A 21,405-nucleotide genomic window follows, 5' to 3' on the forward strand; every position below is an offset into this window, starting at 1 on the left:
GGCTCCCTTGTTCCGGCTAGCCGCCGTTCGGGGCGGTGTCCGAGATCCTGAGCGCGATCTGGTCCATGAAACCGGTCAGTTCCCCGATCATGTACGGCGAGAGCACGATAAGCGCGACGAAGATGGCGATGATCTTCGGCACGAAGGCCAGGGTCATTTCCTGCATCTGGGTCAGGGCCTGGAACAGGGAGACGGTGAGGCCGACGCCCAGCGCGATCAGCATGACCGGCGCCGCGACCTTCAGCAGCACCCAGATCGCCTCCCGGGCGATGTCGACGACTTCAACGGGGGTCATGGCGCGGCCCCGTCAGATCGGCATGCGGATGATCTGCTGATAGGCGTCGATGACGCGGTCGCGCACCGCCACGACGGTCTGCAGCGCGATCTCCGCGTTGTTGACGGCATGGACGACGTCTGTGAGTTCCACCTTGCCGGCGACCGAGCCGACCGAGAGGGTCTCGGAGCTCTCCAGCGCGCCCGCGGCGCCCTCGCCCGCGGCCTTCACCATCGCGGCGAAGGAGCCGGACTCGCCGCCGGCGATTGCTCCGGCGCCATCCGACGGGCCGGCTTCGCCGCCCCGATTGACGGCCTTGCCATAGGCCATGGCCGCATTCTGCAGCGTCACGTCCATTTCTGGACCTCCCTGACTGAAAGCCATCCGCTCAACGCAGCAGATCCACGGTGCGCGAGATCATGTGCTTGGCGGATTCGATGGAGGTCAGATTGGCCTCGTAGGACCGCTGAGCCTCCTTCATGTCGATCATCTCGATCAGCGCATTGACGTTGGGCAGCTTGACGTAGCCGCGCCCGTCCGCCGCCGGATTGCCGGGATCGTATTTCTCGCGGAAAGGCGACTTGTCGAGGCTGACCTTGTCCACCTCCACCACCTGGGCGCTGGACTGCTGATCCAGCGCCTGGGCGAAGGTCAGCACCTTGCGGCGGTACGGATCCTCGCCGGGCCGGTTGGACGTGGAATTGGCGTTGGCGATGTTCTCGGCGATCAGCCGCATGCGCGCCGACTGGGCCCGCATGCCGGATGCCGCCGTTATCATCGATTTCTCGAGGTCCATTGCCTATCTCCCGTTGCCTGCCGTGACCCGGCCTCAGCCGCCGCGGCCGCCGATGGCCATCTTCACCATCTGCACGTGCTTGCGGTACAGCGAACTGGCGAGGTCATAGGCCATGCGCGTGTCGTTCACCTTGATGATCTCGTCTTCCAGCGAGACCGAATTGTCGGCCGGATTGGTGTCGTATCCGGTCTCCCGGCTGCGGCGGTAGTCGTCGCTCGCCTCGCCGCTGGGCGCGATGTGTCCGGCGTTCGTCTTCGCCACACGCATCGAATCGTCGGGGCGGGTCAGCAGTTCCCGGAAGCTGAGCCGCTCCAGGTCGCGTCCGCGGAAGCCCGGCGTGTCGGCGTTGGCGATGTTGTGCGACAGCACCTTCTGCCGCGACGCCAGCCAGTCCATCTGCCGCGTCAGGGCCGAGAATATCGGGATGTTCTTCAGAAGCATGAGGCGCCGTCACCGTCCGTCGAAGGGGCGAAATCCTGTTCCGCCACGGACCGGCAGTGTCAGCCGAAAGAGTTAAGGAAAGGTAAGGTTGGCCATTATCGGATCGTTAACCACGGCCCTGCCAAAGTGCCCAGGCCCGCGGGACAGAAGTCCCGGGCGTTGAATCCGACGGAAAGCGGCAGAAGGCCAGCGCAGGCATATGGAATCCCTCGAATATATCCGGTTCGTGGCGGGACTCGCCGTCGTCGTCGGCCTCATCGCCGCCGCCGCCTGGGCGGCGCGCCGTTTCGGACTCGCCCCGCGCATATCGGGCGGCGGGGCGGGCCGGCTCGGCATCGTCGCGGTGCAGACCGTCGACACCCGCCGCCGCCTGGTCCTGGTCCGCCGCGACGACCGGGAGCACCTGATCCTGATCGGCCCCAACTCCGAAACCGTCATCGAAACCGGCATCGCGACGAAGCCGGTAGGGGAGAGCCCGCAGTGACCGTGCGCCGGCTGCTGCCGCCCCTGTTCCTCGTCCTGGCGCTGCTGCTGCCGGGAATGGCGCTTTCGCAGGAACTGAACATCGATCTCGGCGAGGGCGGCAGCTTCACCGGAAGGGTGCTGCAGCTCATCGCGCTGCTGACGGTGCTCAGCCTGGCGCCGGCCATTCTGGTCGTCGTCACCTCGTTCACCCGCATCGTCATCGTGCTCTCGCTGCTGCGTTCGGCGCTGGGCGTACAGACGACGCCGCCCAACGTGGTGATCATCTCGCTCGCCCTGTTCCTGACCGCCTTCATCATGGCCCCGACCTTCGAGCAGGCCTGGGAGGACGGCATCCAGCCATTGCTGAACGAGGAGATCGAGGAGCGCGAGGCGTTCGATCGCGCCATCGTGCCGGTGCGCGCCTTCATGCTGACCCATGTCCGCGAAAAGGACCTCGCCCTGTTCCTGGACATCGGCAATATCGACACTTCCGGCCTGACGCCGGAGCAGACGCCGCTTCAGGCCCTGATCCCCGCCTTCATGATCTCGGAACTCCGGCGCGCCTTCGAAATCGGCTTCCTGCTGTTCGTGCCGTTCCTGGTGATCGACATGGTCGTCGCCAGCGTGCTGATGTCGATGGGCATGATGATGCTGCCGCCGATCATCATCTCGCTGCCGTTCAAGCTGATCTTCTTCGTCATCGTCGACGGCTGGAACCTCGTCGCCGCCAGCCTGGTGCGCAGCTTCACCGGCGGTTAGGACAGCCCGGCGCCGCGAATGACGCGGATGTCGAGATCGCGGATCTTCTTGCGCAACGTGTTGCGGTTCAGGCCCAGCAGCTCGGCCGCGCGGAGCTGGTTGCCGCGGGTCGCCGCCAGCGACAGCGAGATCAATGGCCGCTCCAGCTCCTTCAGCACCCGGTCGTAGAGGCCCGACGGCGGCAGGTCGTCGCCATGAGCCTCGAAGTACTTCGACAGGTGATACTCCACGGCCGAGCCAAGGCTCTCCCCGGCGGGGTTGACCTCCTCCACCGGCGTCGGCGTCGGATCGGCCAGCTCGCGCTCGATGATCTCGACGCCGATCACCTCCTCGGAATACAGCGCGGCCAGGCGGCGGACCAGATTCTCCAGTTCGCGGACATTGCCCGTCCAGCGGTGCCCCACCAGGCGGTCCATGGCGGCGCGGTCTATGGTCTTGGACGGCAGGCCTTCCTCGGCGGTGCGGTTGAGGAAGTGCCGCACCAGGTCGGGAATGTCCTCGCGCCGCTCACGCAGCGGGGGCAGACGGATCGGCACCACGTTGAGGCGATAGAACAGATCCTCGCGGAACAGTCCCTGGCCGATCTGCTGACGCAGGTCGCGGTTGGTCGCGGCGACGATGCGGACATCGGTCCGGATCGAGTTGCGGCCGCCGACGGTCGTGTACTCGCCCTGCTGCAGGACGCGCAGCAGCCGGGTCTGCGCCTCCAGCGGCATGTCGCCGATCTCGTCGAGGAACAGCGTACCGCCCTCGGCCTGCTCGAAGCGCCCGACATTGCGCTGCGAAGCGCCGGTGAAGGCGCCCTTCTCGTGTCCGAACAGCTCGCTCTCGATCAGCTCGCGCGGAATCGCGGCCATGTTCACCGGCACGAAGGGGCCGTTGCGGCGGCGGCCGTATTCGTGCAGCGCCCGCGCCACCAGTTCCTTGCCAGTGCCGCTCTCGCCGGTGATCATCACCGTCAGGTCCGTCGTCATCAGCCGCGCCATCACGCGGTAGATCTCCTGCATCGCCGGCGAGCGGCCGATCAGGGGCATGCTGTCCTCGGCCTCCATCGTCGGCGGGACCTCGCCCTTCCGGGGCTGGTTGAGGGCCCGGTCGACGATCGACAGCAACTCCTTCAGGTCGAAGGGCTTCGGCAGATATTCGTAGGCGCCGCGCTCGGTCGCCTTGACTGCCGTGAGCAGGGTATTGCGTGCGCTCATCACGACGACGGGCAGCTCGGGCCGGCGCTTCTTGATCCTCGGCAGCAGGTCCAGGCCGTCCTCGTCGGGCATCACCACATCGGTGATCACCAGATCTCCCGCTCCGTCGGACACCCAGCGCCAGAGCGTCGCCGCGTTGCCGGTGGTGCGGACATCGTAGCCCGCCCGCCCCAGCGCCTGTCCCAGCACCGTGCGGATGCTGCGGTCGTCGTCGGCTATCAGGATCGATCTCGCGGTCATTTCTTTTTCGCCTTCCCGTGCGCCACGGGCAGATAGATGTGGAACGTGGCGCCACGCTCGGCGCCGTCGAATTCGATGATTCCGCCATGGTCGTTGATGATCTTCGCCACCAGCGCGAGTCCGAGGCCGGTGCCGGCAGGTTTGGTGGTCACGAAGGGATCGAACATGTGCTGGCGCAGATCCTCGGGCACGCCCGGCCCGTTGTCGGAGATCGTCACCTCCAGCGGCAGCTGCACCCGCTCGCTGCTGCCAGGCACGGCCAGACGAACGCCGTGGCGGTAGGCCGTGGCCAGCACGATCTCGCCGTTCTTCTTCGGCACCGCCTCGGCGGCGTTCTTCACCAGATTGAGGAAGACCTGGATGAGCTGATCGCGGTTGCCCAGCACAAGGGGCAGCGATGGATCGTAGTTCTCGACGAAGCGCACGTTCGGCGCGAAGCCGTTCTCGGCCACCCGGCGCGCCCGCTCCAGCACCTCGTGGATGTTGACCGCCGTGCGCTCGGACGGCCGCGGGTCGGAGAACGCCTCCATCCGGTCGACCAGGGCGACGATGCGCTGGACCTCGTCGACGATCAGGCGCGTCAGTTCCTGATCGGGTTCGTCGACGTTCTGTTCCAGAAGCTGCGCCGCGCCGCGGATGCCGGAGAGCGGGTTCTTCACCTCGTGCGCCAGCACCGCGGCCATGCCGGTCACCGCCCGGGCCGCGCCCCTGTGGGTCAGCGAGCGGTCCATCTTCGAGGCGATGGTGCGCTCCTCGATCTGGATCACGACGGAGCCGGGCTGCTCCACGATCGGCGAAAGCTGGATATTGACCGTCTTCACTTCGGAGCGTGGCGTACCCAGCAGAACGCCATATTCGGAAATCGCGCCCATCCCGTCCCGCGCCTGGCGGAACAGCGACAGGAGCGGGCTGCCGAAGGGCGCGATGTCGTTGATGGTCTGACGGCGGAGCATGGCCTGGCCGATGCCGAAGAACTCCTCGGCGGCGGGGTTGGCCAGCAGGATCCGGCCCTGCCCGTCCACCACCAGAAGCGGGTCGGCGATGGCGCTGACGACCGCCTCGTGGCTCGGCGTCGCGGTCATGCAGCCATGGCCCTTTCCCGGAAGTGGGATTCGATCGCCGTCAGCACGCGGTCCGGATCCGCCTCGGTCATCACCTCGCGGCGGAAGGCAGTCGGGTCATCGAGATGCTCGCCGTACCAGCCGAGATGCTTGCGCGCGATGCGCACGCCGTGCTCGAGATCGCCGGCGGCGACGATGTCGCGGTAGTGGTCCATGGCGATGCGGCCGATCTCCGCCAGGCCCGGGCCGGTCCAGTTGCGGCCGTTCAGTTCCGCGGCGATCCGCGCCGGCAGCCACGGCCGGCCCTGGGCGCCGCGGCCGATCATCACGCCGTCGGCCCCGGACTGAGCCAGACACGCCCGCGCATCCGCTGCGGTGCGGATGTCGCCATTGGCTATCACCGGCACGGAGACCGCGGCCTTGACCCGGGCGATGAAACGCCAGTCCGCCCGGCCCTTGTAGAACTGGCAGCGGGTACGGCCATGCACGGTGATCATCTTCACGCCGATGTCCTCGGCGATGCGTGCGAGTTCCGGGGCGTTGCGGCTCTCGTCGTCCCAGCCTGTCCGCATCTTCAGCGTCACCGGCACGTCGACCGCGCCCACCACGGCGCGGATGATCGCCGCCGCCTTGCCGAGGTCGCGCATCAGCGCGGAGCCGGCATAGCCGCCTGTGACCTGCTTTGCCGGACAACCCATGTTGATGTCGATGACCGCGGCGCCCCGGTCGGCGTTGAAGCGCGCCGCCTCGGCCATGATCGCAGGATCGCAGCCGGCGATCTGCACCGCCGGCACGCCGACGCCGTCCGGCGCCATCATGCGCCGCGCCCGGTTCTGGCCCGTCAGCGCCTGGCGGCCGGCCACCATCTCCGAGAAGGCGAGCGCAACGCCGAAGCGCTTGACGGCGCGGCGGAACGGCGGGTCTGTGATGCCCGACATCGGAGCCATGAGCACATGCCCGTCCAGCTGGATGTCGCCGATTTCAATGCTCATAATTTGATCAACTGAGAACGCTGATTAATTCATAGCCAAACATGGCGCATTGTCGCCCGAATGGCAAGCGGACCATCGAGCTATGGCGAAGCGGCGAAACGCTGTAGTAGCTTCCGGCCATGAACTGCGCCGCCCTCATCGTCGCCGCAGGCAGAGGCCGCCGGCTGGGCGGTTCCCTGCCAAAGCAGTACCTGCCGCTCGGCGAGGGCGCGGTGCTGCGGCATACCGTAAAGGCATTTCTGGGTCATCCGGAAATCGGGGCCGTCCGGGTCGTCATCGGCGCGGAGGACCGCGCCCTCTACGAATCGGCGGTAGGCGACCTCGAACTGGAGCCCCCGGTGACCGGCGGCGCGGAACGGCAGGACTCCGTCCGCCTCGGCCTGCAGGCGCTGCGCGACTTCGCCCCCGAAAGGGTTCTGATCCACGATGCCGCGCGCCCTTTCGTCTCCCGGAAACTGATCGACGCCGTGCTGGCCGGACTGGCCGGCGCCGATGGTGCGCTGCCCGCGCTGGCCGTCAGCGACAGCCTGAAACGTATCTCGGGCGAGGTGATCGCAGAGGATGTGGACCGCGCCGGGCTGGTGCGGGCGCAGACGCCCCAGGGCTTCCGCTTCGACACCATTCTCGCCGCCCACGAGGCGGCGGCGGGACAGGCGCTGACCGACGACGTGGCCGTCGCCCGCATGTACGGCATCGACGTGGTCACCGTCCAGGGCGAGGAAGACAACTTCAAGATCACGACAGCCGGCGACCTCGCCCGCGCCCGCGGCCTCCTCGCCGGACGCGCAGCCGCGTCGCGCAGTTCCCACGTCTACCGGACCGGCAACGGCTTCGACGTACATCGCTATGCGGCCGGCCGGCCGATGGTCGTCTGCGGCATCGAGATCCCGCATGACCGGGGCCTCGCCGGCCATTCCGACGCCGATGTCGGCCTGCACGCCATCACCGACGCCGTCCTCGGCGCCATCGCCGACGGCGATATCGGCGACCATTTTCCGCCAGGCGATCCGCAATGGCGCGGTGCGTCGTCCGACCGGTTTCTCCGCTTTGCCGCCGACCGGGTGCGGCAGCGGGGCGGCGAGATCGTCGCCGTGGACGTCACCCTGATCTGCGAGACGCCGAAGATGAAACCGCACCGCGAAGCGATGCGCGCTTGCATCGCCGCCATCGCCGCCATCCCGACGGACCGGGTCAGCGTGAAGGCCACGACCACCGAAAAGCTCGGCTTCACGGGCCGCGGCGAAGGCATGGCCGCCCAGGCCACGGCGACAGTGGCTCTCCCCGCCGGAACCACCGGATGATTGATCGCTTCGCGACCATGGTCGCCACCTTCTTCTGGGTCGGCAACGCCCGCTGGGCGCCCGGCACCATGGGCTCGATCGCGGCGGCGCCGGTCGGCTGGGCGATGCTGGAATTCGGCGGCAAGCCGGCGCTGCTGACCGGCGTCCTGATCGCCTCGCTGCTGGGCTGGTGGGCGGCCAGCCGCCACATGCGCGTACGCGACCGCCGCGACGATCCGCAGGAGATCGTGATCGACGAGGCGGCGGGCCTGTGGATCGGCTATCTGGCGCTGCCGGACGCCGGCTGGGCCGGCTGCCTCGCGGGGCTGGTGCTGTTCCGCGTGATCGACATCTGGAAGCCCGGGCCCATCGGCTGGGCCGACAGACGGCTGAAGGGTTCGCTGGGCGTGATGGTGGACGACCTGATGGCCGGGATGCTGGCCGCGCTGCTGCTCGGCGGCGGCTACTGGATGATGGAGCAATGGGCATGACCACCGACAGCGGGGCGCTGCATCGGGCGGCGATCGATCTTCTGGAGGCGCTGAAGGCGCGGGAGGCGATGATCTGCACGGTGGAAAGCTGCACCGGCGGCATGATCGCCGCGGCGCTGACCGATATCGCGGGCTCATCCGCCGCCGTCGCCGGGGGCCTGGTGACCTATTCCAACGAGGCCAAGCACGATCTGGCGGGGGTGCCGATGGCACTGATCGAACGGCACGGCGCGGTTTCGGAGCCGGTCGCCGTCGCCATGGCCGAGGGCGGGCTGCAGGCCTGCCGCGCCCATATCGCGATCGCGGTGACCGGCGTCGCGGGACCGGGCGGCGGCAGCGTCGAGAAGCCGGTCGGGCTGGTGCATTTCGCCTGCGCCGCCACGGGCAGCACGACGCTGCACGAACGCCACCTGTTCGCCGACCGCGGGCGCGCCTTCATCCGCCGCGAGACCGTGGCGCAGGCCTTCCGGCTCGTGCACCGCATGCTGCGCGCACAAGACTGAGCCGGACGGCCCGAAGGACGCACGGCTCCACGTTCATTGAATTTCCCGATTGCCGCCGAAACCGGCCGGCCGGCGGCGCAGGTTCAGGCCCTGCGGGCTTCCTTAGGGTCGACGACGCGGAACTCGCTCGAGGCTCTTTCCTCGCCCGTCTCGCCAAGCTCCTCGTCCCTGACTTCCAGACCGCGCCGGATCAACTCACGGATCGCGGCCGCGCGGGTCGGCATCCGGTTGCGGAACCGCCAGTCGTCGACGGTTTCCAGCTCGTGATCGTCCAGCATGAGCTGGAGCTTTTCGGTGCGCTTCGGCGGATGCGTATTCGATATGCTACTCGTCACTGACCGCCCCTCCTCGCTGCGTGGTAACGCTCTTCATCACAGGGTGTCATTACAACACGCCAACGACCGCTTCGGCCAGTGCTGCCGCAGCAAGAGTTCCCCACCTACGCTCAGCGCGGCCGGCCCGTGACATTCAGCGGAACCTGCAAGTTACCGAAATAGCTCGATAATCGGAAGCCATGCGTCAAGGACGGGTCAGAACCGCTCCGTGCTTCAGGGAACGCGCGGCGTTGCCGGTCAGTCCTTCTGTTCCCGGGCTTCGTCGGGATCGACGATGCGGAAATCCGTGGATGTCCGGTCGCTCAGATCCTCGGGCACATCGGCTGGCGAAAGCAGCCCCCGCCGGATCAACTCGCGAATGGCGGCCGCCCGCGACGGCATCCGGTTGCGGAACCGCCAGTCGTCGATCGCTTCCATCTCGAGGTCGTCCAGCATCAACTGGAGCTTCTCGGTCCTCTTGGGGGGATGCGCCTCAACCATGCTACTCAACTCTCCAACCAAACATGATGGGACATTCATCCTAAGGCACATGGGTCACTTACTCCAACTACTTATTTACCATCGGCCACGTCACCTGCGTCATATGCATGGGTTCACAATACTCGGTAGATAACTGAAAAACCAGCGGTACCATCAAATCATGAATAGATGTGACATCACTATTTGGGTGAACTCCCCTACATGGATGAAATGTAGCAAGTAGATCATACGAAAATATTTGATCCGGTTCGCTTCGGTTTCTAGGTTCAGGGGCATGGCAACAACGCCATCAACGACAAGAAGGAGCCGACATGCCCTTGCTGCTTTCGATCGTGGTCACCGAAGACATCCTCGACGATGTCACCAGGGGTCCCGGGGAGGTGAGGGATCCCGATGTCCGGGGCGCGCTGAAGACGGACGGAAAAGCCCGCACCGCGCGCCGGACGGCCAAGGAAGGCCGGGACATGGTCAAGGCTCTGGAAGAACGGAGTACAACAAGATGAGCATCCGCGAACGCATCCTCGCCTACATCGCCATTGTCGCCTTCGGCGGCGCGCTGATCGCCTGCGAGAACACCATTCGCGGGGTCGATCAGGACGCCGAGGAAACCGGCGAAGCGATCGAGGACAGCTTCGAGTAGACGCCCGGACACAACCGGGCCCGATGAATCAATGCGTAGAGTAGACAGGAGGGCAAGATGATCAGTGACCGTGCAGCAGGACGCCTGATCGCGATTGCAACGATACTCGTGGGCGCCATGGTTGCCATGGCGACGGAACCCCTGCCCGCTGCGACGCAGCACGAAACGAACTCCGGGCTGACCGAGATCGCGCCGACAGAAGCGCTGCAGCCCGATCTCGCCAGCCTGGTTCCCTGAGCGGCGGAGCGGTGCGCGACCGCACATCCTCTGCAATGCCTGAATTCGGCCCCACAGGCAGAGTGAACCGGGATCGGTCAGTACAATAACAAGACCCGGGAAAGGGCCAGGGGCCGAAAGTCGAGCAGTCACCTGAAAAGGTGGCTGCTCATTTTCTTTGGGCCGCCGTTTCGCCGTAGAGTGCGTCGGCACGTCTCTCGAACGCCGTCACCATGCGCCGCACGGCTTCGTTGAACAGGGGTTCCACCGCCCTGCGCAACAACCGGGAGCGGAACTCGAAATCGACCATGAAGTCGACCTCGCAGCCCTTCTCGTGGTCGCGGAAGACCCAGTGGTTCTCGAGATACCGCATCGGCCCTTCGATATAGGCCACATCGATGCGCGGGGTCGCGGGCTCCAGGTCCACTTTCGAACGGAATCGTTCGCGGAACATCTTGAAGCCGATCAGCAGGTCGGCGGTGATCTGTTCGGCGCCGTGGGAGACGATGCGAACGCCGACGCACCAGGGCAGGAACTGCGGATACTTCTCCACGTCCGCGACCAGCGCGTACATCTGTTCGGGCGTGTAGGGCAGCACGCGATTTTCGGAGTGTTTCGGCATCAGCCGGTCAGGATGCCGCCTTCAGGCGCCGTTCCCGCGCTGCGCGCAGCCGCTCGAAATCGTCGCCGGCGTGATAGGACGACCGTGTCAGCGGCGTCGCCGAAACCATCAGGAAGCCCTTGCCATAGGCGCTCCGCTCGAGGCTCGCGAATTCGTCCGGCGTGACGAAGCGGTCGACCGCGTGATGCTTGCGGCTGGGCTGCAGGTACTGGCCGATGGTCATGAAATCGACCTCGGCGGAGCGCAGATCGTCCATGACCTGCAGCACTTCCTCCCGCCCCTCGCCCAGGCCGACCATGATGCCGGACTTGGTGAACATGGACGGGTCGATTTCCTTCACCCTGGAGAGGATGCGCAGCGAATGGAAATAGCGGGCGCCGGGGCGGACCTCGCCGTAAAGCCGCGGCACCGTCTCCAGATTGTGGTTGAAGACGTCGGGCCGGGCATCGACGACCTTCTCCAGCGCGCCGGGCTTCTTCTGGAAATCCGGGGTCAGCACCTCGATGGTGGTGCCGGGGCTGGCCTCGCGGATGCGCAGGATGGTCTGCGCCATGTGATCGGCGCCGCCGTCGTCGAGGTCGTCGCGGTCGACCGAGGTGACGACGACATGGTTCAGCCCCAGCTTCTTCACCGACTGGGCGACGCTCTCCGGCTCGAAGGGATCGAGCTGGCCGGGCCGGCCCGTCTTGACGTTGCAGAAGGTGCAGGCGCGGGTGCAGGTGTCGCCCATGATCATCATGGTGGCATGGCCCTTGGCCCAGCACTCGCCGATGTTCGGACAGGCCGCTTCCTCGCAGACCGTATGCAGCTTGTGCTCGCGCATGATCGCCCGGGTTTCCTGGTAGGCGGGCGAGGTCGGCGCCTTCACCCGGATCCAGGCCGGCTTCTTCTTCCACACCGGCTGGTCGGGCCTGTGGGCCTTCTCCGGGTGGCGCGGCGCGGCTTTGACGATGTCGGTCATGCAGACCTCAGGACTTCCACGGAACTCGGATCAGAAATGGATGGCCCGACCATAGGCGTCAAGCACGGACTCATGCATCATCTCCGACAGCGTCGGATGCGGGAACACCGTGTGCATCAGTTCCACCTCGGTCGTCTCCAGCGTCTTGGCGATGCCGTAGCCCTGGATCAGCTCGGTCACTTCCGCGCCGATCATGTGCGCGCCCAGCAGTTCCCCCGTCTTCCTGTCGAAGACCGTCTTGACCATGCCTTCCGGGTCGCCCAGCGCGATGGCCTTGCCGTTGCCCATGAAGGGGAAGCGGCCGACATTGACCTCGTGGCCCTTCGCTTTCGCCGCGGCCTCGGTCAGGCCGACGCTGGCGACCTGCGGCTGGCAGTAGGTGCAGCCGGGAATGTTGGTGACCTCGAGCGGGTGGACGTCCATCCCGGCGATCTTCTCGACGCAGATGACGCCCTCATGGCTCGCCTTGTGGGCCAGCCAGGGCGGACCGCAGAGGTCGCCGATGGCGTAGACGCCGGGCTCGCCCGTGCGGCAGTAGCCGTCGATCTTCACGTGCGCGCGGTCGACCTCGACCTTCGTGTTCTCCAGGCCGATGTTCTCGACATTGCCGACGATGCCGACGGCCAGGATGACGCGCTCGACCGTGATCTTTTCGCTCTTGCCGTCCTTCTTCTTCACCGTCGCAGTGACGCCGTCCTTCGTCTTGTCCAGCTTCTCCACCGTCGCGCCGGTCATGATCTTCATGCCCTGTTTGGTGAAGGCCTTCTCGGCGAAGGCGGAGATCTCCTCGTCCTCCACGGGGAGGACGCGGTCCAGCACCTCGACCACCGTCACCTCGGCGCCCAGCGTGCGGTAGAAGCTGGCGAATTCGATGCCGATGGCGCCGGAGCCGACGACCAGCAGCGATTTCGGCAGGCTTTCGGGGACCATCGCCTCCTTGTAGGTCCAGATGCGGTCCCCGTCGGGCTCCAGGCCGGGCAGCGTCCGCGCCCGGGCCCCGGTGGCGAGCACGATGTGCTTCGCCCTGATCTCGTCGACCGCCTTGCCGTCCTTCGTGACCTTGACGACGCCCTTGCCGCCCAGCGCGCCGTGGCCGTCGAAGACAGTGACCTTGTTCTTCTTCAGCAGGTGCTTGACGCCGCCGGAGAGCTGGCCCGCCACCTTGCGCGAGCGCTTGACCACGGCGGCGGCGTCGATCTCGATCTTGCCGTCGATTCTGAACCCGAAATCCCCGGCGTGCTGCATCAGGTGGTAGACCTCGGCCGATCGCAGCAGCGCCTTGGTCGGGATGCAGCCCCAGTTCAGACAGATGCCGCCCAGGTGCTCCCGCTCGACCAGCGCCACGTTCATTTTCAGCTGCGCCGCCCGGATCGCGGCGACATAGCCGCCGGGGCCGCCGCCGACGACGACCAGATCGAATTCCTTCGCCATTTCAGTCGTCCCCCTGGATCAGAGCAGCATGGTGACCGGGTCTTCCAGGAAGCCCTTCAGGGTCTCCAGGAAGCGCGCGCCCTCGGCCCCGCCATAGACGCGGTGATCGCATGACAGCGTCGCGGTCATGACGGTGGCGACGGCCAGCGCGCCATCCTTGACCACCGGCTTCTGCTTGCCCGAACCCACCGCCAGGATGGTCGACTGCGGCGGATTGATGACGGCGACGAACTGGTCGATGCCGAACATGCCCAGGTTGGAAACCGTACAGGTGCCGCCCTGGTACTCCTCCGGCTTCAGCTTGCCGTCGCGGGCGCGGCCGGCCAGGTCCTTGGCCTGGTTCGCGATCTCCACCAGGCCCTTGCGGTCGGCATCGCGGATCACCGGCGTGATCAGTCCGCCCTCGATCGCCACGGCGACCGAGACGTCGACCTTGCGATGCTGCAGGATTGCCTCGCCGGTGAACTGGGCGTTGATCTCCGGGTGGCGGTGCAGCGCGAGCGCCGTAGCCCGGATGATGAAGTCGTTGACCGAGATCCTGTAGGCGTCGGAGCGGCCGTTGAGATCCTTCCGCATGGCCAGCAGACGGTCGAGTTCGATGTCCATCGTGAGATAGAAATGCGGGATCGTCTGCTTGGCCTCGGTGAGGCGGCGCGCGATCGTCTTCCGCATCGAATTGAGTTTGATCTCCTCGTAGTCGTCCGTCGCCGGCGGATAGTCGCCGGCCACGGCAAGCGGCGTCGGCGCCGGCGCTGCCGCGGCGGTGGCAGCGGCCTGTGGAGCCGCCTTCTTCGCCGTCCCCGCCTTCACGGCGGCTTCGATGTCGCGCTTGACGACGCGGCCCTTCGGACCGGAGCCCTCGATGGCGGCGAGATCGAGGCCGGCCTGCTCGGCCATGCGCTTCGCCAGCGGGCTGGCGAAGATGCGTCCTCCGCCGCCGGATGCCGGCTTCGGCGCAGGCGCGCGGGCGTCGTCGGCCGCCGAGGCGGCGGGCTGTTTCGCCGGCCGCGGCGCTTCCGGTTCAGGTTGGGCCGTTTCCGCTGGCGGGGGCGCGGCCCCGCCCTCGGGTTCGTAGCCCTCCAGTGCGCTCTCGTCCTCGCCCTCTTCCAGCAGGACGGCGATGGGCGCGTTGACCTTCACGCCCTCGGTCCCCGCCTCGACCAGCAGCTTCCCGATCGTGCCCTCGTCGACGGCCTCGACCTCCATGGTCGCCTTGTCGGTCTCGATCTCGCAGAGCACATCGCCGGCGGCGACCGTGTCGCCAGCCTTGACCTGCCAGCTGGCCAGCGTGCCTTCCTCCATGGTGGGCGACAGCGCGGGCATGGTGATGGTGATCGGCATCTCGCGTCCCCCCTCAGTCGGCGTAGCAGACGGCCCGGGCCGCCTCGACGATGGTCTCGGGTTGCGGCAGAGCCAGCTTCTCGAGATTCGCCGCGTAGGGCATGGGTACGTCCTCGCCGGTGACGCGCTTCACCGGCGCGTCGAGCCAGTCGAAAGCCTCCTCCATCACCCGGGCCGAAAGCTCCGCCCCGATGCCGCAGGTCGGGAAGCCTTCCTCCAGCGTCACCAGGCGGTTGGTCTTCTTCACCGACCGGATCACGGTCGCGGTATCCATGGGACGGAGCGAGCGCAGGTCGATGATCTCCGCGTCGATCCCCTGTTCCGCCAGAATCTCGGCCGCTTTCAGCGCCTTCTCGATCATGATGGCGTAGCCGACCAGGGTCACGTCCGCGCCCTTGCGGACCACCTTGGCCTTGCCGATGGGCAGGACGAAGCCGTCGTCCTTCGGCACCTCGCCGGTGCGGCCGTAGAGAATTTCGTTCTCGAGGAAGATCACCGGGTTCGGATCCCGGATCGCCGCCTTCATCAGGCCCTTGGCATCGGCCGCCGACCAGGGCGCCACCACCTTCAACCCCGGAATCTGCGCGTACCAGGCGCCATAGTCCTGGCTGTGCTGCGCGCCGACACGGGCGGCCGCGCCGTTGGGGCCGCGGAAAACGATGGGGCAGCCCATCTGGCCGCCGGACATGTAGAGGGTCTTGGCCGCCGAATTGATGATCTGATCGATCGCCTGCATGGCGAAGTTGAAGGTCATGAACTCGACGATGGGCCTCAGCCCGCCGAACGCCGCGCCAACGCCGACGCCGGCGAAGCCGTGCTCGGTGATCGGCGTGTCGATCACCCGCTTCGGCCCGAAGCGGTCGAGCAGGCCCTGAGACACCTTGTAGGCGCCCTGATACTCGGCCACCTCCTCGCCCATCAGGAAGACGGTCTCGTCGCGCTCCATTTCCTCGGCCATGGCGTCGCGCAGCGCCTCGCGGACGGTCTGCTCGACCATTTCGGTCCCTGCCGGGATCTCGGGCTCCTCCTCGTCGTCGACCGCAACCGGCTGCGCGGAGCGCGGCTGCGCCTCCGCTTTCGGCGGCGGCGTGGCTGGCGCCTCGTCGACATGGGCGTCGCCTTCACGGTCCGGCGACGGCCCGCCCTTGGGCTCGTAGCCCTCCAGATCGGACTTGTCCTCGCCCTCGCCCAGCAGCACGGCAATGGGCGCATTGACCTTCACGCCCTCCGTGCCTTCCTCGACCAGCAGGCGGCCGATGGCGCCCTCGTCGACCGCCTCGACCTCCATGGTCGCCTTGTCGGTCTCGATTTCGCACAGCACGTCGCCGGGGGCGACGTCGTCACCCTCCTTGACCAGCCACTTGGCCAGCGTGCCCTCCTCCATGGTCGGCGAAAGGGCGGGCATCGTAATTGTGATCGGCATCGCTCAGGCTCTCCCCTCAGGCCTCGCGCAGGATGTCGGTATAGAGTTCGGAGGGATCCGGCTCCGGGCTCTGCTGGGCGAACTCGGCCGCGTCGGAGACGATCCCCTTCACCTCGCGGTCGATCGTCTTCAACTCGTCCTCGCCGGCGTCGAAGTCCTCCAGCAGCCGGGCGCGGACCCGCTCGATCGGATCCTTCTCCTGGCGCATCTTGGCCACTTCCTCCTTGGAGCGGTACTTGGCCGGATCCGACATGGAATGGCCACGGTAACGATAGGTCTTCATCTCCAGGATGATCGGCCCGTTGCCCTCGCGCACGTATTTGACCGCCTCCTCGGCGGCGGCCTTGACGGCCAGGACGTCCATGCCGTCCACCTGCCGCCCCGGGATGCCGAAGCTCTCGCCGCGTTTGGCGAGTTCGACCTGCGCCGAGGACCGGGCCACCGAGGTGCCCATGGCGTACTGATTGTTCTCGATCACGTAGATCACCGGCAGCTTCCACAGCGCCGCCATGTTGAAGGCCTCGTAGACCTGACCCTGGTTGGCGGAGCCGTCGCCGAAATAGGTCACGCTCAGCGCGCCCGTTCCCTTGTACTTCTCGGCCATCGCGAGACCCGTCCCGAGCGGCACCTGGGCGCCGACGATTCCGTGTCCGCCGTAGAAGTTCTTCTCCCGGCTGAACATGTGCATGGAGCCGCCCTTGCCCCTGGAGTAGCCGCCGGCGCGGCCGGTAAGTTCGGCCATGACGCCGCCCGCCTCCATGCCGCAGGCCAGCATGTGGCCGTGATCGCGATAGGACGTGATTACCTTGTCGTCCGGTGTCAGCGCTGCCTGGATGCCGACGACGACCGCCTCCTGACCGATGTAGAGGTGACAGAAACCGCCGATCAGGCCCATGCCGTACATCTGGCCCGCCTTCTCCTCGAAGCGCCGGATCAGCAGCATTTCGCGGTAGAAGGACATCAGTTCGTCCTTGCTCGTCTCCGGCGGCGCGGCCTCCGCCTTGGCGGCGCCGGCGCGGCTGCGCGCGCGGGGCGCCCGGCTGGAACGGCTGCTGGTGGACTTGGCCATGCTTCCTCCCCGGCCCTGTTCGGGCCACTCACCTGGCGACGGGACACGGCGGACAGTAACGCACAGATTTTCGCCCTCTGCACGGCGAAACTCCGCGTTAACTCGGAATCAGTTACCGCCCTGACGCGGAAGGCCCGGGGTGCAGGATGACGACCTCGTCGGGACGGCTCCATCCGAGGATGCGCCGCGCCTGTTCCTCCAGGATGTCGCCGTCGATCTCGGGGCCGCGGATCAGTTCGACCCGGCGCCGGAGCCGCTCTTGGCGCGCCTGCAGGTCCTCAAGTCTTTCCTGCTGGTGCCCGGCCTCTGCCTCCAGTTTCCTGAGCGCGACCAGGCCCCGCTCGCCATAGGCGGCGTGGAATCCGAAATAGAACACCAGGGCCGCGCCGATGAGCGGGGGCGCGAACTTCAGCAGGTGTCTCGATCCGGCGGTCGAAAGGGTCATCGACGAATCGAATCAGAACCGATTCGCCCGGTCAAACGGATTGCGCCGCCTTCATGTGCTTTTTCCGCCGAAGCGCCCAAAGCGTTGCCGAATTGACTCTTTTCCAGCGCACCGGACGGCTGACGCGAGGTCATCCTCGATCGATCGACGCCATTCCGCCGAAGGACAAATACTCATGAGTATAGTTTTTGATACCGATCAGTAAAAAGCACCCTGGCTCTGTTCTTTTCTGATTGCGGCCATTGCGTCATGCGCGCAGGCGAGGCTAAATGACCGCAACGAGGCGTCAGAAGAAGCGCCCGCTTTACCTGCGTCCAACTGCAGGAACCCGGCGAAACGCCGGAGGAAAAAGGGACCGGTGGTCCGCAAAGGGAGGTAGATCATGAATCTCATCAAGACGTTGGGCGCGGTAGCGCTTGCGGCGAGCGTAACGCTCGCCATGTCGGCATCGGAAGCCGACGCGAAGAAGGTCCGCTGGAAGCTGCATTCCGCCTTCGGCACGAACGTGGCGGTTCTGGGGCCGGTCGGGCCGCGGATCACCGGCTGGGTGGACAAGGCTTCCGCCGGCGATTTCGACATCAAGGTGTTCGAGCCCGGCGCGCTGGCCGGCGGTTACGCCTACTACGACCCGATCAGCCAGGGCGCGTTCGAGGCGGCCTACGGCACACCGGGCGCCAATCAGGGCAAGAACTCGGTCTTCGCCTTCCTGTCGACCTGGCCGTTCGGCCCGGGCGCGCTGGAGTTCAACGCCTGGCTGCAGTACGGCGGCGGCATCGAGCTCGGCAAGGAGTTCTACGGGCGCGACAACATCGAATACTTCTACTGCGGCATGATCCCGCCGGAGACCTCCGGCTGGTTCCGCAACAAGATCACCAGCCTCGACGAGCTGAAGGGCCTGAAGATGCGCTTCTTCGGCATCGGCGCGAAGGTGATGCAGAAGTTCGGCGTGGCCACCCAGCAGCTCGCCGGCGGCGATATCTATCCGGCGCTGGAACTCGGCACCATCGACGCCACCGAGTTCTCTATGCCGGCCATCGACCGCACGCTCGGCTTCTACCAGATCGCCAAGTACAACTACTTTCCCGGCTGGCATCAGCAGTCCACCACCAACGAGTTCCTGGTGAACCGCGACAAGTGGAACGAGCTGGATGACCAGAAGAAGGCGATCTTCGAGATGGCCTGCACGGCCAATATCGGCGTGGAACTGGCCGAGGGCGAAGCCCTTCAGTCCGCGGCGATGATCGCCAACGAGAAGGACGGCGTGGAGAATGTCGACTGGTCGCCGGAGATCCTCGACCAGCTCCGCGGCGCCTGGGGGGAGGTGCTCAAGGAAGAGCTTGCGGCCAATCCGGACGTCAAGCGCCTGTGGGACAGCTACACCGCCTTCCACGAGGAGTACAAGATCTGGGGTGAGCGCGGCTACCTGAGGTAGTCCGGCGTGACGCGGCGGCGGTCCTTGGTGGCCGCCGCCGCACCCGGTTTCGCAACGACCGGCGTGAGTACCCGCGCCGGTCGATTCTTGCCAACGGCACGGGCCCCGGCAGCGTCAGATCCGGGTCCGCGGACACCCACGAAGACGGGACTCCCGACAAGATGCTCAAACTCGCCGACGCGGCCGACCGTTTCTCCCGCTCCATCGGGAAGGGCGTGAGCTGGCTGATCCTGCCGCTGATCATGATCATCATGTTCGATGTGATCACGCGGAAGATCGACTTCATCAAGGACTGGTCCGCCGAGATAACGATCCACTACGGCTATTCCGTCTCCTTCATCCTGCAGGATCTGCAGTGGCACATCCACGGCGTGCTGCTGATGCTGAGCTTCGGCTTCGCCTATCTGATGAACGCCCATGTCCGCGTCGACATCTTCCGGGAAATGGGCTCCCGGCGAACCCAGTGCTGGATCGAGTTCATCGGCCTGGTCCTGTTCGCCATGCCGTTCCTGTGCTTCATGCTGGCCAAGTCCATCGACATGGTGGCCCTTTCCTACCATCAGGGTGAGGGGTCGGAATCGATGGTCGGGATTCCCTGGCGCTACGTCATCAAGTCGGCGATGCCGATCGGCTTCTTCGTCATGCTGATCGCCGCCTTCGCCATGACCATCCGCGTCGCGGCCTATCTCTGGGGGTCGCCGGACGCGCGGGTCCGCGCCGAACAGGACATCCCCTTCTTCACCGATATCGACGTGCTGCCGAAGGTCTCCCTGGACGACGGGCCGGAAATCCTTTCGGTCGAGGGAGAGCGCTGACGATGGAATTCTTCGAATGGCTGATTGACGATCACCTCTACGACTACATCGGCGGCTACATGTTCCTGGCGCTGGCCCTGGCCCTGTTCACGGGCCTGCCGGTCGCCTTCGCGCTCGGCGGCATCTCGCTGATCTTCGGCCTGCTGGGCATTGCCATCGGCGTCCTCGACTACGCCATCTTCTACCAGGTCATCAATCGCATCTGGGGCGGCGACGGCGCCTCGGGCGCGGTGCAGAACCCGATCCTGGTGGCCATCCCCTGTTTCGTGTTCATGGGCACCATGCTGGAGCGCAGCCGCGTCGCCGCCGACCTGCTGCACATCCTGCAGATCATGCTGCGCCGCGTGCCCGGCGGCCTCGCTCTCTCGATTACCGTCATGGGCACCATCATGGCCGCGACCACCGGCATCATCGGCGCCTCGGTCGTGATGATGACCCTGCTGGCGCTGCCGACCATGCTGCGGCGCGGCTACCAGCATTCGCTGGCCACCGGCACCATCGCCGCCAGCGCGACGCTGGGCATCCTGATCCCGCCCTCGATCATGCTGGTGCTGATGGCCAACCTGCTGGCGGTCTCAGTCGGCAACCTGTTCATCGGCGCGGTGCTGCCGGGTCTGGTGCTGTCCGGCCTCTACTTCATCTACATCATGACCCGGGCGACGATTAACCCGAGCGTCGCCCCGCCGCTGCCCGAAGACATGATCCAGGTCGATCCGACGAACTTCCGGAACGTCGCCGTCTATTTCTCGGTCACCGCGGCCATCGTGATCGCCGTCTACATCCTCTCGCAACTGGGCATCGACTGGGTGAACTGGTCGCTGATCGGTTTCCTCGCCATCTTCACCTATTCGATGATGATGGGGCGCAAGGAGGGCAACACCATCTTCGGCGGCATCCTGAAGGGCTTCGTGCCGCCGATCTTCCTGATCATCATGGTGCTGGGGTCGATCTTCGCCGGCTGGGCCACGCCGACCGAGGCCGCGGGCATCGGCGCCTTCGGCTCGATGATACTGGCCGCCTTCAACCGCACGCTGACCAAGGAGGTCGTGCGGGAAGTCTGCCACCGTACGGGGCTGACCACGGCGATGATCTTCTTCATCTTCGTCGGGGCGACGGCGTTCTCGACCGTCTTCCGCAACGTCTATGGCGAGGATCTGATCATCGAACTGATCGAAGTCCTCGACCTGGGCGCATGGCCGCTGCTTTTCCTGCTGATGTTCTCGGTCTTCCTGATGGGGTTCTTCTTCGACTTCCTGGAGATCACCCTGATCATCCTGCCGGTCTTCGCCCCCGTCATCCAGGCCTTCGCACCCGAGTTCGCAAGCCATCTGGGCGTCGAGGGTCTGCCCTTCCAGCAGATCCAGGAACAGGTGATCTACTGGTTCGCGATCCTCGTGGCGGTGAATCTGCAGACATCGTTCCTGACACCACCATTCGGCTTCGCGCTGTTCTACATGAAGGGCGTGGCGCCGCCGGAAGTGAAGATGCAATCGATCTACCGGGGCATCATCCCGTTCGTGACGCTGCAGGTGATCGGTCTCGGCGTCGTCATCCTGTTCCCGCAGGTCACACTCTGGCTGCCCAGACTGATGCTGCAATAGGGCGGCGGCCGGTGGGGCGGCGGAGGACCGCCCCCGGCCCCGCTGCAATCGCGGACCCGAGGCCCATATGCGGGGAAACAGCATCCCCGG

General features: G+C 66.1%; 27 protein-coding genes. 11 read left to right on the forward strand and 16 right to left on the reverse strand.

Annotated elements, in window-relative coordinates; all coding sequences use genetic code 11:
• Positions 1-16 precede the first annotated feature (16 nt).
• From fliQ to flgB, 4 genes are read right to left on the reverse strand one after another with little or no spacing between them, the layout of a single operon-like run.
• A complete protein-coding gene (gene fliQ / locus CWC60_RS09985) occupies positions 17-295 on the reverse strand; it encodes a flagellar biosynthesis protein FliQ (RefSeq protein ID WP_109793834.1) in 279 nt (92 codons plus the stop codon).
• 12 nt (positions 296-307) lie between these two features.
• Positions 308-631, reverse strand: a complete 324-nt coding sequence (gene fliE, locus CWC60_RS09990; RefSeq protein ID WP_206419865.1) for a flagellar hook-basal body complex protein FliE — start codon at positions 629-631, stop codon at positions 308-310.
• Positions 632-662: 31 nt separating this feature from the next.
• The gene (flgC, locus tag CWC60_RS09995) at positions 663-1,070 is read right to left on the reverse strand and encodes a flagellar basal body rod protein FlgC (protein WP_109793835.1); all 408 of its coding nucleotides are present in this window, start codon (positions 1,068-1,070) and stop codon (positions 663-665) included.
• Between the two features lie 33 nt (positions 1,071-1,103).
• Positions 1,104-1,511 (reverse strand): flagellar basal body rod protein FlgB, encoded by a 408-nt coding sequence (gene flgB / locus CWC60_RS10000; protein ID WP_109793836.1) that lies wholly within the window; start codon positions 1,509-1,511, stop codon positions 1,104-1,106.
• A gap of 199 nt (positions 1,512-1,710) precedes the next feature.
• Here flgB and CWC60_RS10005 point away from each other — a divergent pair, with 199 nt between their 5' ends.
• Together CWC60_RS10005 and fliP are read left to right on the forward strand one after the other, a co-directional pair.
• On the forward strand, positions 1,711-1,995 hold the full coding sequence (locus CWC60_RS10005; protein ID WP_109793837.1) for a flagellar biosynthetic protein FliO: 285 nt from the start codon (positions 1,711-1,713) through the stop codon (positions 1,993-1,995).
• 56 nt (positions 1,996-2,051) lie between these two features.
• Complete coding sequence (gene fliP, locus CWC60_RS10010; protein ID WP_109793940.1) at positions 2,052-2,735, forward strand: flagellar type III secretion system pore protein FliP; 684 nt, start codon at positions 2,052-2,054, stop codon at positions 2,733-2,735.
• Here fliP and ntrC read toward each other — a convergent pair.
• The 3 genes from ntrC to dusB are packed head-to-tail and all read right to left on the reverse strand — an operon-like array spanning position 2,732 to position 6,230.
• The gene (gene ntrC / locus CWC60_RS10015; protein ID WP_109793838.1) at positions 2,732-4,177 is read right to left on the reverse strand and encodes a nitrogen regulation protein NR(I); all 1,446 of its coding nucleotides are present in this window, start codon (positions 4,175-4,177) and stop codon (positions 2,732-2,734) included. The two genes, fliP and ntrC, sit on opposite strands and share 4 nt — an antisense overlap.
• Positions 4,174-5,259: a two-component system sensor histidine kinase NtrB gene (locus CWC60_RS10020; RefSeq protein ID WP_109793839.1), complete on the reverse strand. Its 1,086-nt coding sequence runs from the start codon at positions 5,257-5,259 to the stop codon at positions 4,174-4,176. Before CWC60_RS10020 ends, ntrC begins: the two co-directional genes overlap by 4 nt.
• Positions 5,256-6,230: a tRNA dihydrouridine synthase DusB gene (gene dusB / locus CWC60_RS10025; protein ID WP_109793840.1), complete on the reverse strand. Its 975-nt coding sequence runs from the start codon at positions 6,228-6,230 to the stop codon at positions 5,256-5,258. Before dusB ends, CWC60_RS10020 begins: the two co-directional genes overlap by 4 nt.
• Positions 6,231-6,349: 119 nt before the next feature.
• Here dusB and CWC60_RS10030 point away from each other — a divergent pair, with 119 nt between their 5' ends.
• From CWC60_RS10030 to CWC60_RS10040, 3 genes are read left to right on the forward strand one after another with little or no spacing between them, the layout of a single operon-like run.
• Complete coding sequence (locus tag CWC60_RS10030) at positions 6,350-7,531, forward strand: bifunctional 2-C-methyl-D-erythritol 4-phosphate cytidylyltransferase/2-C-methyl-D-erythritol 2,4-cyclodiphosphate synthase (RefSeq protein WP_109793841.1); 1,182 nt, start codon at positions 6,350-6,352, stop codon at positions 7,529-7,531.
• Complete coding sequence (locus tag CWC60_RS10035) at positions 7,528-8,001, forward strand: phosphatidylglycerophosphatase A family protein (RefSeq protein ID WP_109793842.1); 474 nt, start codon at positions 7,528-7,530, stop codon at positions 7,999-8,001. Before CWC60_RS10030 ends, CWC60_RS10035 begins: the two co-directional genes overlap by 4 nt.
• The gene (locus CWC60_RS10040) at positions 7,998-8,504 is read left to right on the forward strand and encodes a CinA family protein (RefSeq protein ID WP_109793941.1); all 507 of its coding nucleotides are present in this window, start codon (positions 7,998-8,000) and stop codon (positions 8,502-8,504) included. Before CWC60_RS10035 ends, CWC60_RS10040 begins: the two co-directional genes overlap by 4 nt.
• A gap of 83 nt (positions 8,505-8,587) precedes the next feature.
• On the opposite strand, the gene CWC60_RS10045 is transcribed toward CWC60_RS10040, so the two are convergent.
• Together CWC60_RS10045 and CWC60_RS10050 are read right to left on the reverse strand one after the other, a co-directional pair.
• Positions 8,588-8,839, reverse strand: coding sequence for a hypothetical protein (locus CWC60_RS10045; protein ID WP_206419866.1), 252 nt, complete (start codon positions 8,837-8,839; stop codon positions 8,588-8,590).
• A 237-nt stretch (positions 8,840-9,076) separates the two neighbouring features.
• On the reverse strand, positions 9,077-9,274 hold the full coding sequence (locus tag CWC60_RS10050; RefSeq protein ID WP_109793942.1) for a hypothetical protein: 198 nt from the start codon (positions 9,272-9,274) through the stop codon (positions 9,077-9,079).
• Positions 9,275-9,630: 356 nt separating this feature from the next.
• On the opposite strand from CWC60_RS10050, the gene CWC60_RS10055 reads away from it, so the two are divergent.
• From CWC60_RS10055 to CWC60_RS10060, 3 genes are read left to right on the forward strand one after another with little or no spacing between them, the layout of a single operon-like run.
• Positions 9,631-9,822 carry a hypothetical protein gene (locus CWC60_RS10055; RefSeq protein ID WP_109793844.1) on the forward strand — a complete coding sequence of 64 codons (192 nt, stop codon included), beginning with the start codon at positions 9,631-9,633 and terminating at the stop codon, positions 9,820-9,822.
• Positions 9,819-9,959, forward strand: a complete 141-nt coding sequence (locus CWC60_RS23585; RefSeq protein WP_164516468.1) for a hypothetical protein — start codon at positions 9,819-9,821, stop codon at positions 9,957-9,959. Before CWC60_RS10055 ends, CWC60_RS23585 begins: the two co-directional genes overlap by 4 nt.
• Before the next feature lie 57 nt (positions 9,960-10,016).
• The gene (locus CWC60_RS10060) at positions 10,017-10,196 is read left to right on the forward strand and encodes a hypothetical protein (RefSeq protein ID WP_109793845.1); all 180 of its coding nucleotides are present in this window, start codon (positions 10,017-10,019) and stop codon (positions 10,194-10,196) included.
• A 148-nt stretch (positions 10,197-10,344) separates the two neighbouring features.
• Here CWC60_RS10060 and CWC60_RS10065 read toward each other — a convergent pair whose 3' ends face one another.
• The 7 genes from CWC60_RS10065 to CWC60_RS10095 all read right to left on the reverse strand — a co-directional run bounded on the left by CWC60_RS10065 (position 10,345) and on the right by CWC60_RS10095 (position 17,467).
• The gene (locus CWC60_RS10065) at positions 10,345-10,797 is read right to left on the reverse strand and encodes a type II toxin-antitoxin system RatA family toxin (protein ID WP_109793846.1); all 453 of its coding nucleotides are present in this window, start codon (positions 10,795-10,797) and stop codon (positions 10,345-10,347) included.
• A gap of 7 nt (positions 10,798-10,804) precedes the next feature.
• On the reverse strand, positions 10,805-11,758 hold the full coding sequence (lipA, locus tag CWC60_RS10070; RefSeq protein WP_109793847.1) for a lipoyl synthase: 954 nt from the start codon (positions 11,756-11,758) through the stop codon (positions 10,805-10,807).
• 30 nt (positions 11,759-11,788) lie between these two features.
• Entirely contained in the window at positions 11,789-13,189 is a 1,401-nt protein-coding gene (gene lpdA / locus CWC60_RS10075; RefSeq protein ID WP_109793848.1) for a dihydrolipoyl dehydrogenase, read from the reverse strand.
• Positions 13,190-13,207: 18 nt separating this feature from the next.
• Positions 13,208-14,530 carry a pyruvate dehydrogenase complex dihydrolipoamide acetyltransferase gene (locus CWC60_RS10080; RefSeq protein ID WP_109793849.1) on the reverse strand — a complete coding sequence of 441 codons (1,323 nt, stop codon included), beginning with the start codon at positions 14,528-14,530 and terminating at the stop codon, positions 13,208-13,210.
• A gap of 13 nt (positions 14,531-14,543) precedes the next feature.
• Entirely contained in the window at positions 14,544-15,953 is a 1,410-nt protein-coding gene (locus CWC60_RS10085; protein ID WP_109793850.1) for a pyruvate dehydrogenase complex E1 component subunit beta, read from the reverse strand.
• Positions 15,954-15,969: 16 nt separating this feature from the next.
• Entirely contained in the window at positions 15,970-17,022 is a 1,053-nt protein-coding gene (gene pdhA, locus CWC60_RS10090; RefSeq protein WP_109793851.1) for a pyruvate dehydrogenase (acetyl-transferring) E1 component subunit alpha, read from the reverse strand.
• A 112-nt stretch (positions 17,023-17,134) separates the two neighbouring features.
• Positions 17,135-17,467 (reverse strand): FtsB family cell division protein, encoded by a 333-nt coding sequence (locus CWC60_RS10095; RefSeq protein ID WP_109793852.1) that lies wholly within the window; start codon positions 17,465-17,467, stop codon positions 17,135-17,137.
• A gap of 382 nt (positions 17,468-17,849) precedes the next feature.
• Between CWC60_RS10095 and CWC60_RS10105 the strand changes: the two genes are divergently transcribed.
• From CWC60_RS10105 to CWC60_RS10115, 3 genes are all read left to right on the forward strand, one after another.
• Positions 17,850-18,899 (forward strand): TRAP transporter substrate-binding protein, encoded by a 1,050-nt coding sequence (locus CWC60_RS10105; protein WP_109793854.1) that lies wholly within the window; start codon positions 17,850-17,852, stop codon positions 18,897-18,899.
• A gap of 161 nt (positions 18,900-19,060) precedes the next feature.
• Positions 19,061-19,714: a TRAP transporter small permease subunit gene (locus CWC60_RS10110; protein ID WP_109793855.1), complete on the forward strand. Its 654-nt coding sequence runs from the start codon at positions 19,061-19,063 to the stop codon at positions 19,712-19,714.
• Positions 19,715-19,716: 2 nt separating this feature from the next.
• Positions 19,717-21,315, forward strand: a complete 1,599-nt coding sequence (locus CWC60_RS10115; RefSeq protein ID WP_109793856.1) for a TRAP transporter large permease — start codon at positions 19,717-19,719, stop codon at positions 21,313-21,315.
• Positions 21,316-21,405 lie beyond the last annotated feature (90 nt).

The organism is Minwuia thermotolerans (genome assembly GCF_002924445.1).
GTDB lineage: Bacteria > Pseudomonadota > Alphaproteobacteria > Minwuiales > Minwuiaceae > Minwuia > Minwuia thermotolerans.

Bases quoted from the DNA above. Each gene is read 5' to 3' on its own strand.
- fliQ (WP_109793834.1), bottom strand. From the start codon at position 295: ATGACCCCCGTTGAAGTCGTCGACATCGCCCGGGAGGCGATCTGGGTG.
- fliE (WP_206419865.1), bottom strand. From the start codon at position 631: ATGGACGTGACGCTGCAGAATGCGGCCATGGCCTATGGCAAGGCCGTC.
- flgC (WP_109793835.1), bottom strand. From the start codon at position 1,070: ATGGACCTCGAGAAATCGATGATAACGGCGGCATCCGGCATGCGGGCC.
- flgB (WP_109793836.1), bottom strand. From the start codon at position 1,511: ATGCTTCTGAAGAACATCCCGATATTCTCGGCCCTGACGCGGCAGATG.
- CWC60_RS10005 (WP_109793837.1), top strand. From the start codon at position 1,711: ATGGAATCCCTCGAATATATCCGGTTCGTGGCGGGACTCGCCGTCGTC.
- fliP (WP_109793940.1), top strand. From the start codon at position 2,052: ATGGCGCTTTCGCAGGAACTGAACATCGATCTCGGCGAGGGCGGCAGC.
- ntrC (WP_109793838.1), bottom strand. From the start codon at position 4,177: ATGACCGCGAGATCGATCCTGATAGCCGACGACGACCGCAGCATCCGC.
- CWC60_RS10020 (WP_109793839.1), bottom strand. From the start codon at position 5,259: ATGACCGCGACGCCGAGCCACGAGGCGGTCGTCAGCGCCATCGCCGAC.
- dusB (WP_109793840.1), bottom strand. From the start codon at position 6,230: ATGAGCATTGAAATCGGCGACATCCAGCTGGACGGGCATGTGCTCATG.
- CWC60_RS10030 (WP_109793841.1), top strand. From the start codon at position 6,350: ATGAACTGCGCCGCCCTCATCGTCGCCGCAGGCAGAGGCCGCCGGCTG.
- CWC60_RS10035 (WP_109793842.1), top strand. From the start codon at position 7,528: ATGATTGATCGCTTCGCGACCATGGTCGCCACCTTCTTCTGGGTCGGC.
- CWC60_RS10040 (WP_109793941.1), top strand. From the start codon at position 7,998: ATGACCACCGACAGCGGGGCGCTGCATCGGGCGGCGATCGATCTTCTG.
- CWC60_RS10050 (WP_109793942.1), bottom strand. From the start codon at position 9,274: ATGCTGGACGACCTCGAGATGGAAGCGATCGACGACTGGCGGTTCCGC.
- CWC60_RS10055 (WP_109793844.1), top strand. From the start codon at position 9,631: ATGCCCTTGCTGCTTTCGATCGTGGTCACCGAAGACATCCTCGACGAT.
- CWC60_RS23585 (WP_164516468.1), top strand. From the start codon at position 9,819: ATGAGCATCCGCGAACGCATCCTCGCCTACATCGCCATTGTCGCCTTC.
- CWC60_RS10060 (WP_109793845.1), top strand. From the start codon at position 10,017: ATGATCAGTGACCGTGCAGCAGGACGCCTGATCGCGATTGCAACGATA.
- CWC60_RS10065 (WP_109793846.1), bottom strand. From the start codon at position 10,797: ATGCCGAAACACTCCGAAAATCGCGTGCTGCCCTACACGCCCGAACAG.
- lipA (WP_109793847.1), bottom strand. From the start codon at position 11,758: ATGACCGACATCGTCAAAGCCGCGCCGCGCCACCCGGAGAAGGCCCAC.
- lpdA (WP_109793848.1), bottom strand. From the start codon at position 13,189: ATGGCGAAGGAATTCGATCTGGTCGTCGTCGGCGGCGGCCCCGGCGGC.
- CWC60_RS10080 (WP_109793849.1), bottom strand. From the start codon at position 14,530: ATGCCGATCACCATCACCATGCCCGCGCTGTCGCCCACCATGGAGGAA.
- CWC60_RS10085 (WP_109793850.1), bottom strand. From the start codon at position 15,953: ATGCCGATCACAATTACGATGCCCGCCCTTTCGCCGACCATGGAGGAG.
- pdhA (WP_109793851.1), bottom strand. From the start codon at position 17,022: ATGGCCAAGTCCACCAGCAGCCGTTCCAGCCGGGCGCCCCGCGCGCGC.
- CWC60_RS10095 (WP_109793852.1), bottom strand. From the start codon at position 17,467: ATGACCCTTTCGACCGCCGGATCGAGACACCTGCTGAAGTTCGCGCCC.
- CWC60_RS10105 (WP_109793854.1), top strand. From the start codon at position 17,850: ATGAATCTCATCAAGACGTTGGGCGCGGTAGCGCTTGCGGCGAGCGTA.
- CWC60_RS10110 (WP_109793855.1), top strand. From the start codon at position 19,061: ATGCTCAAACTCGCCGACGCGGCCGACCGTTTCTCCCGCTCCATCGGG.
- CWC60_RS10115 (WP_109793856.1), top strand. From the start codon at position 19,717: ATGGAATTCTTCGAATGGCTGATTGACGATCACCTCTACGACTACATC.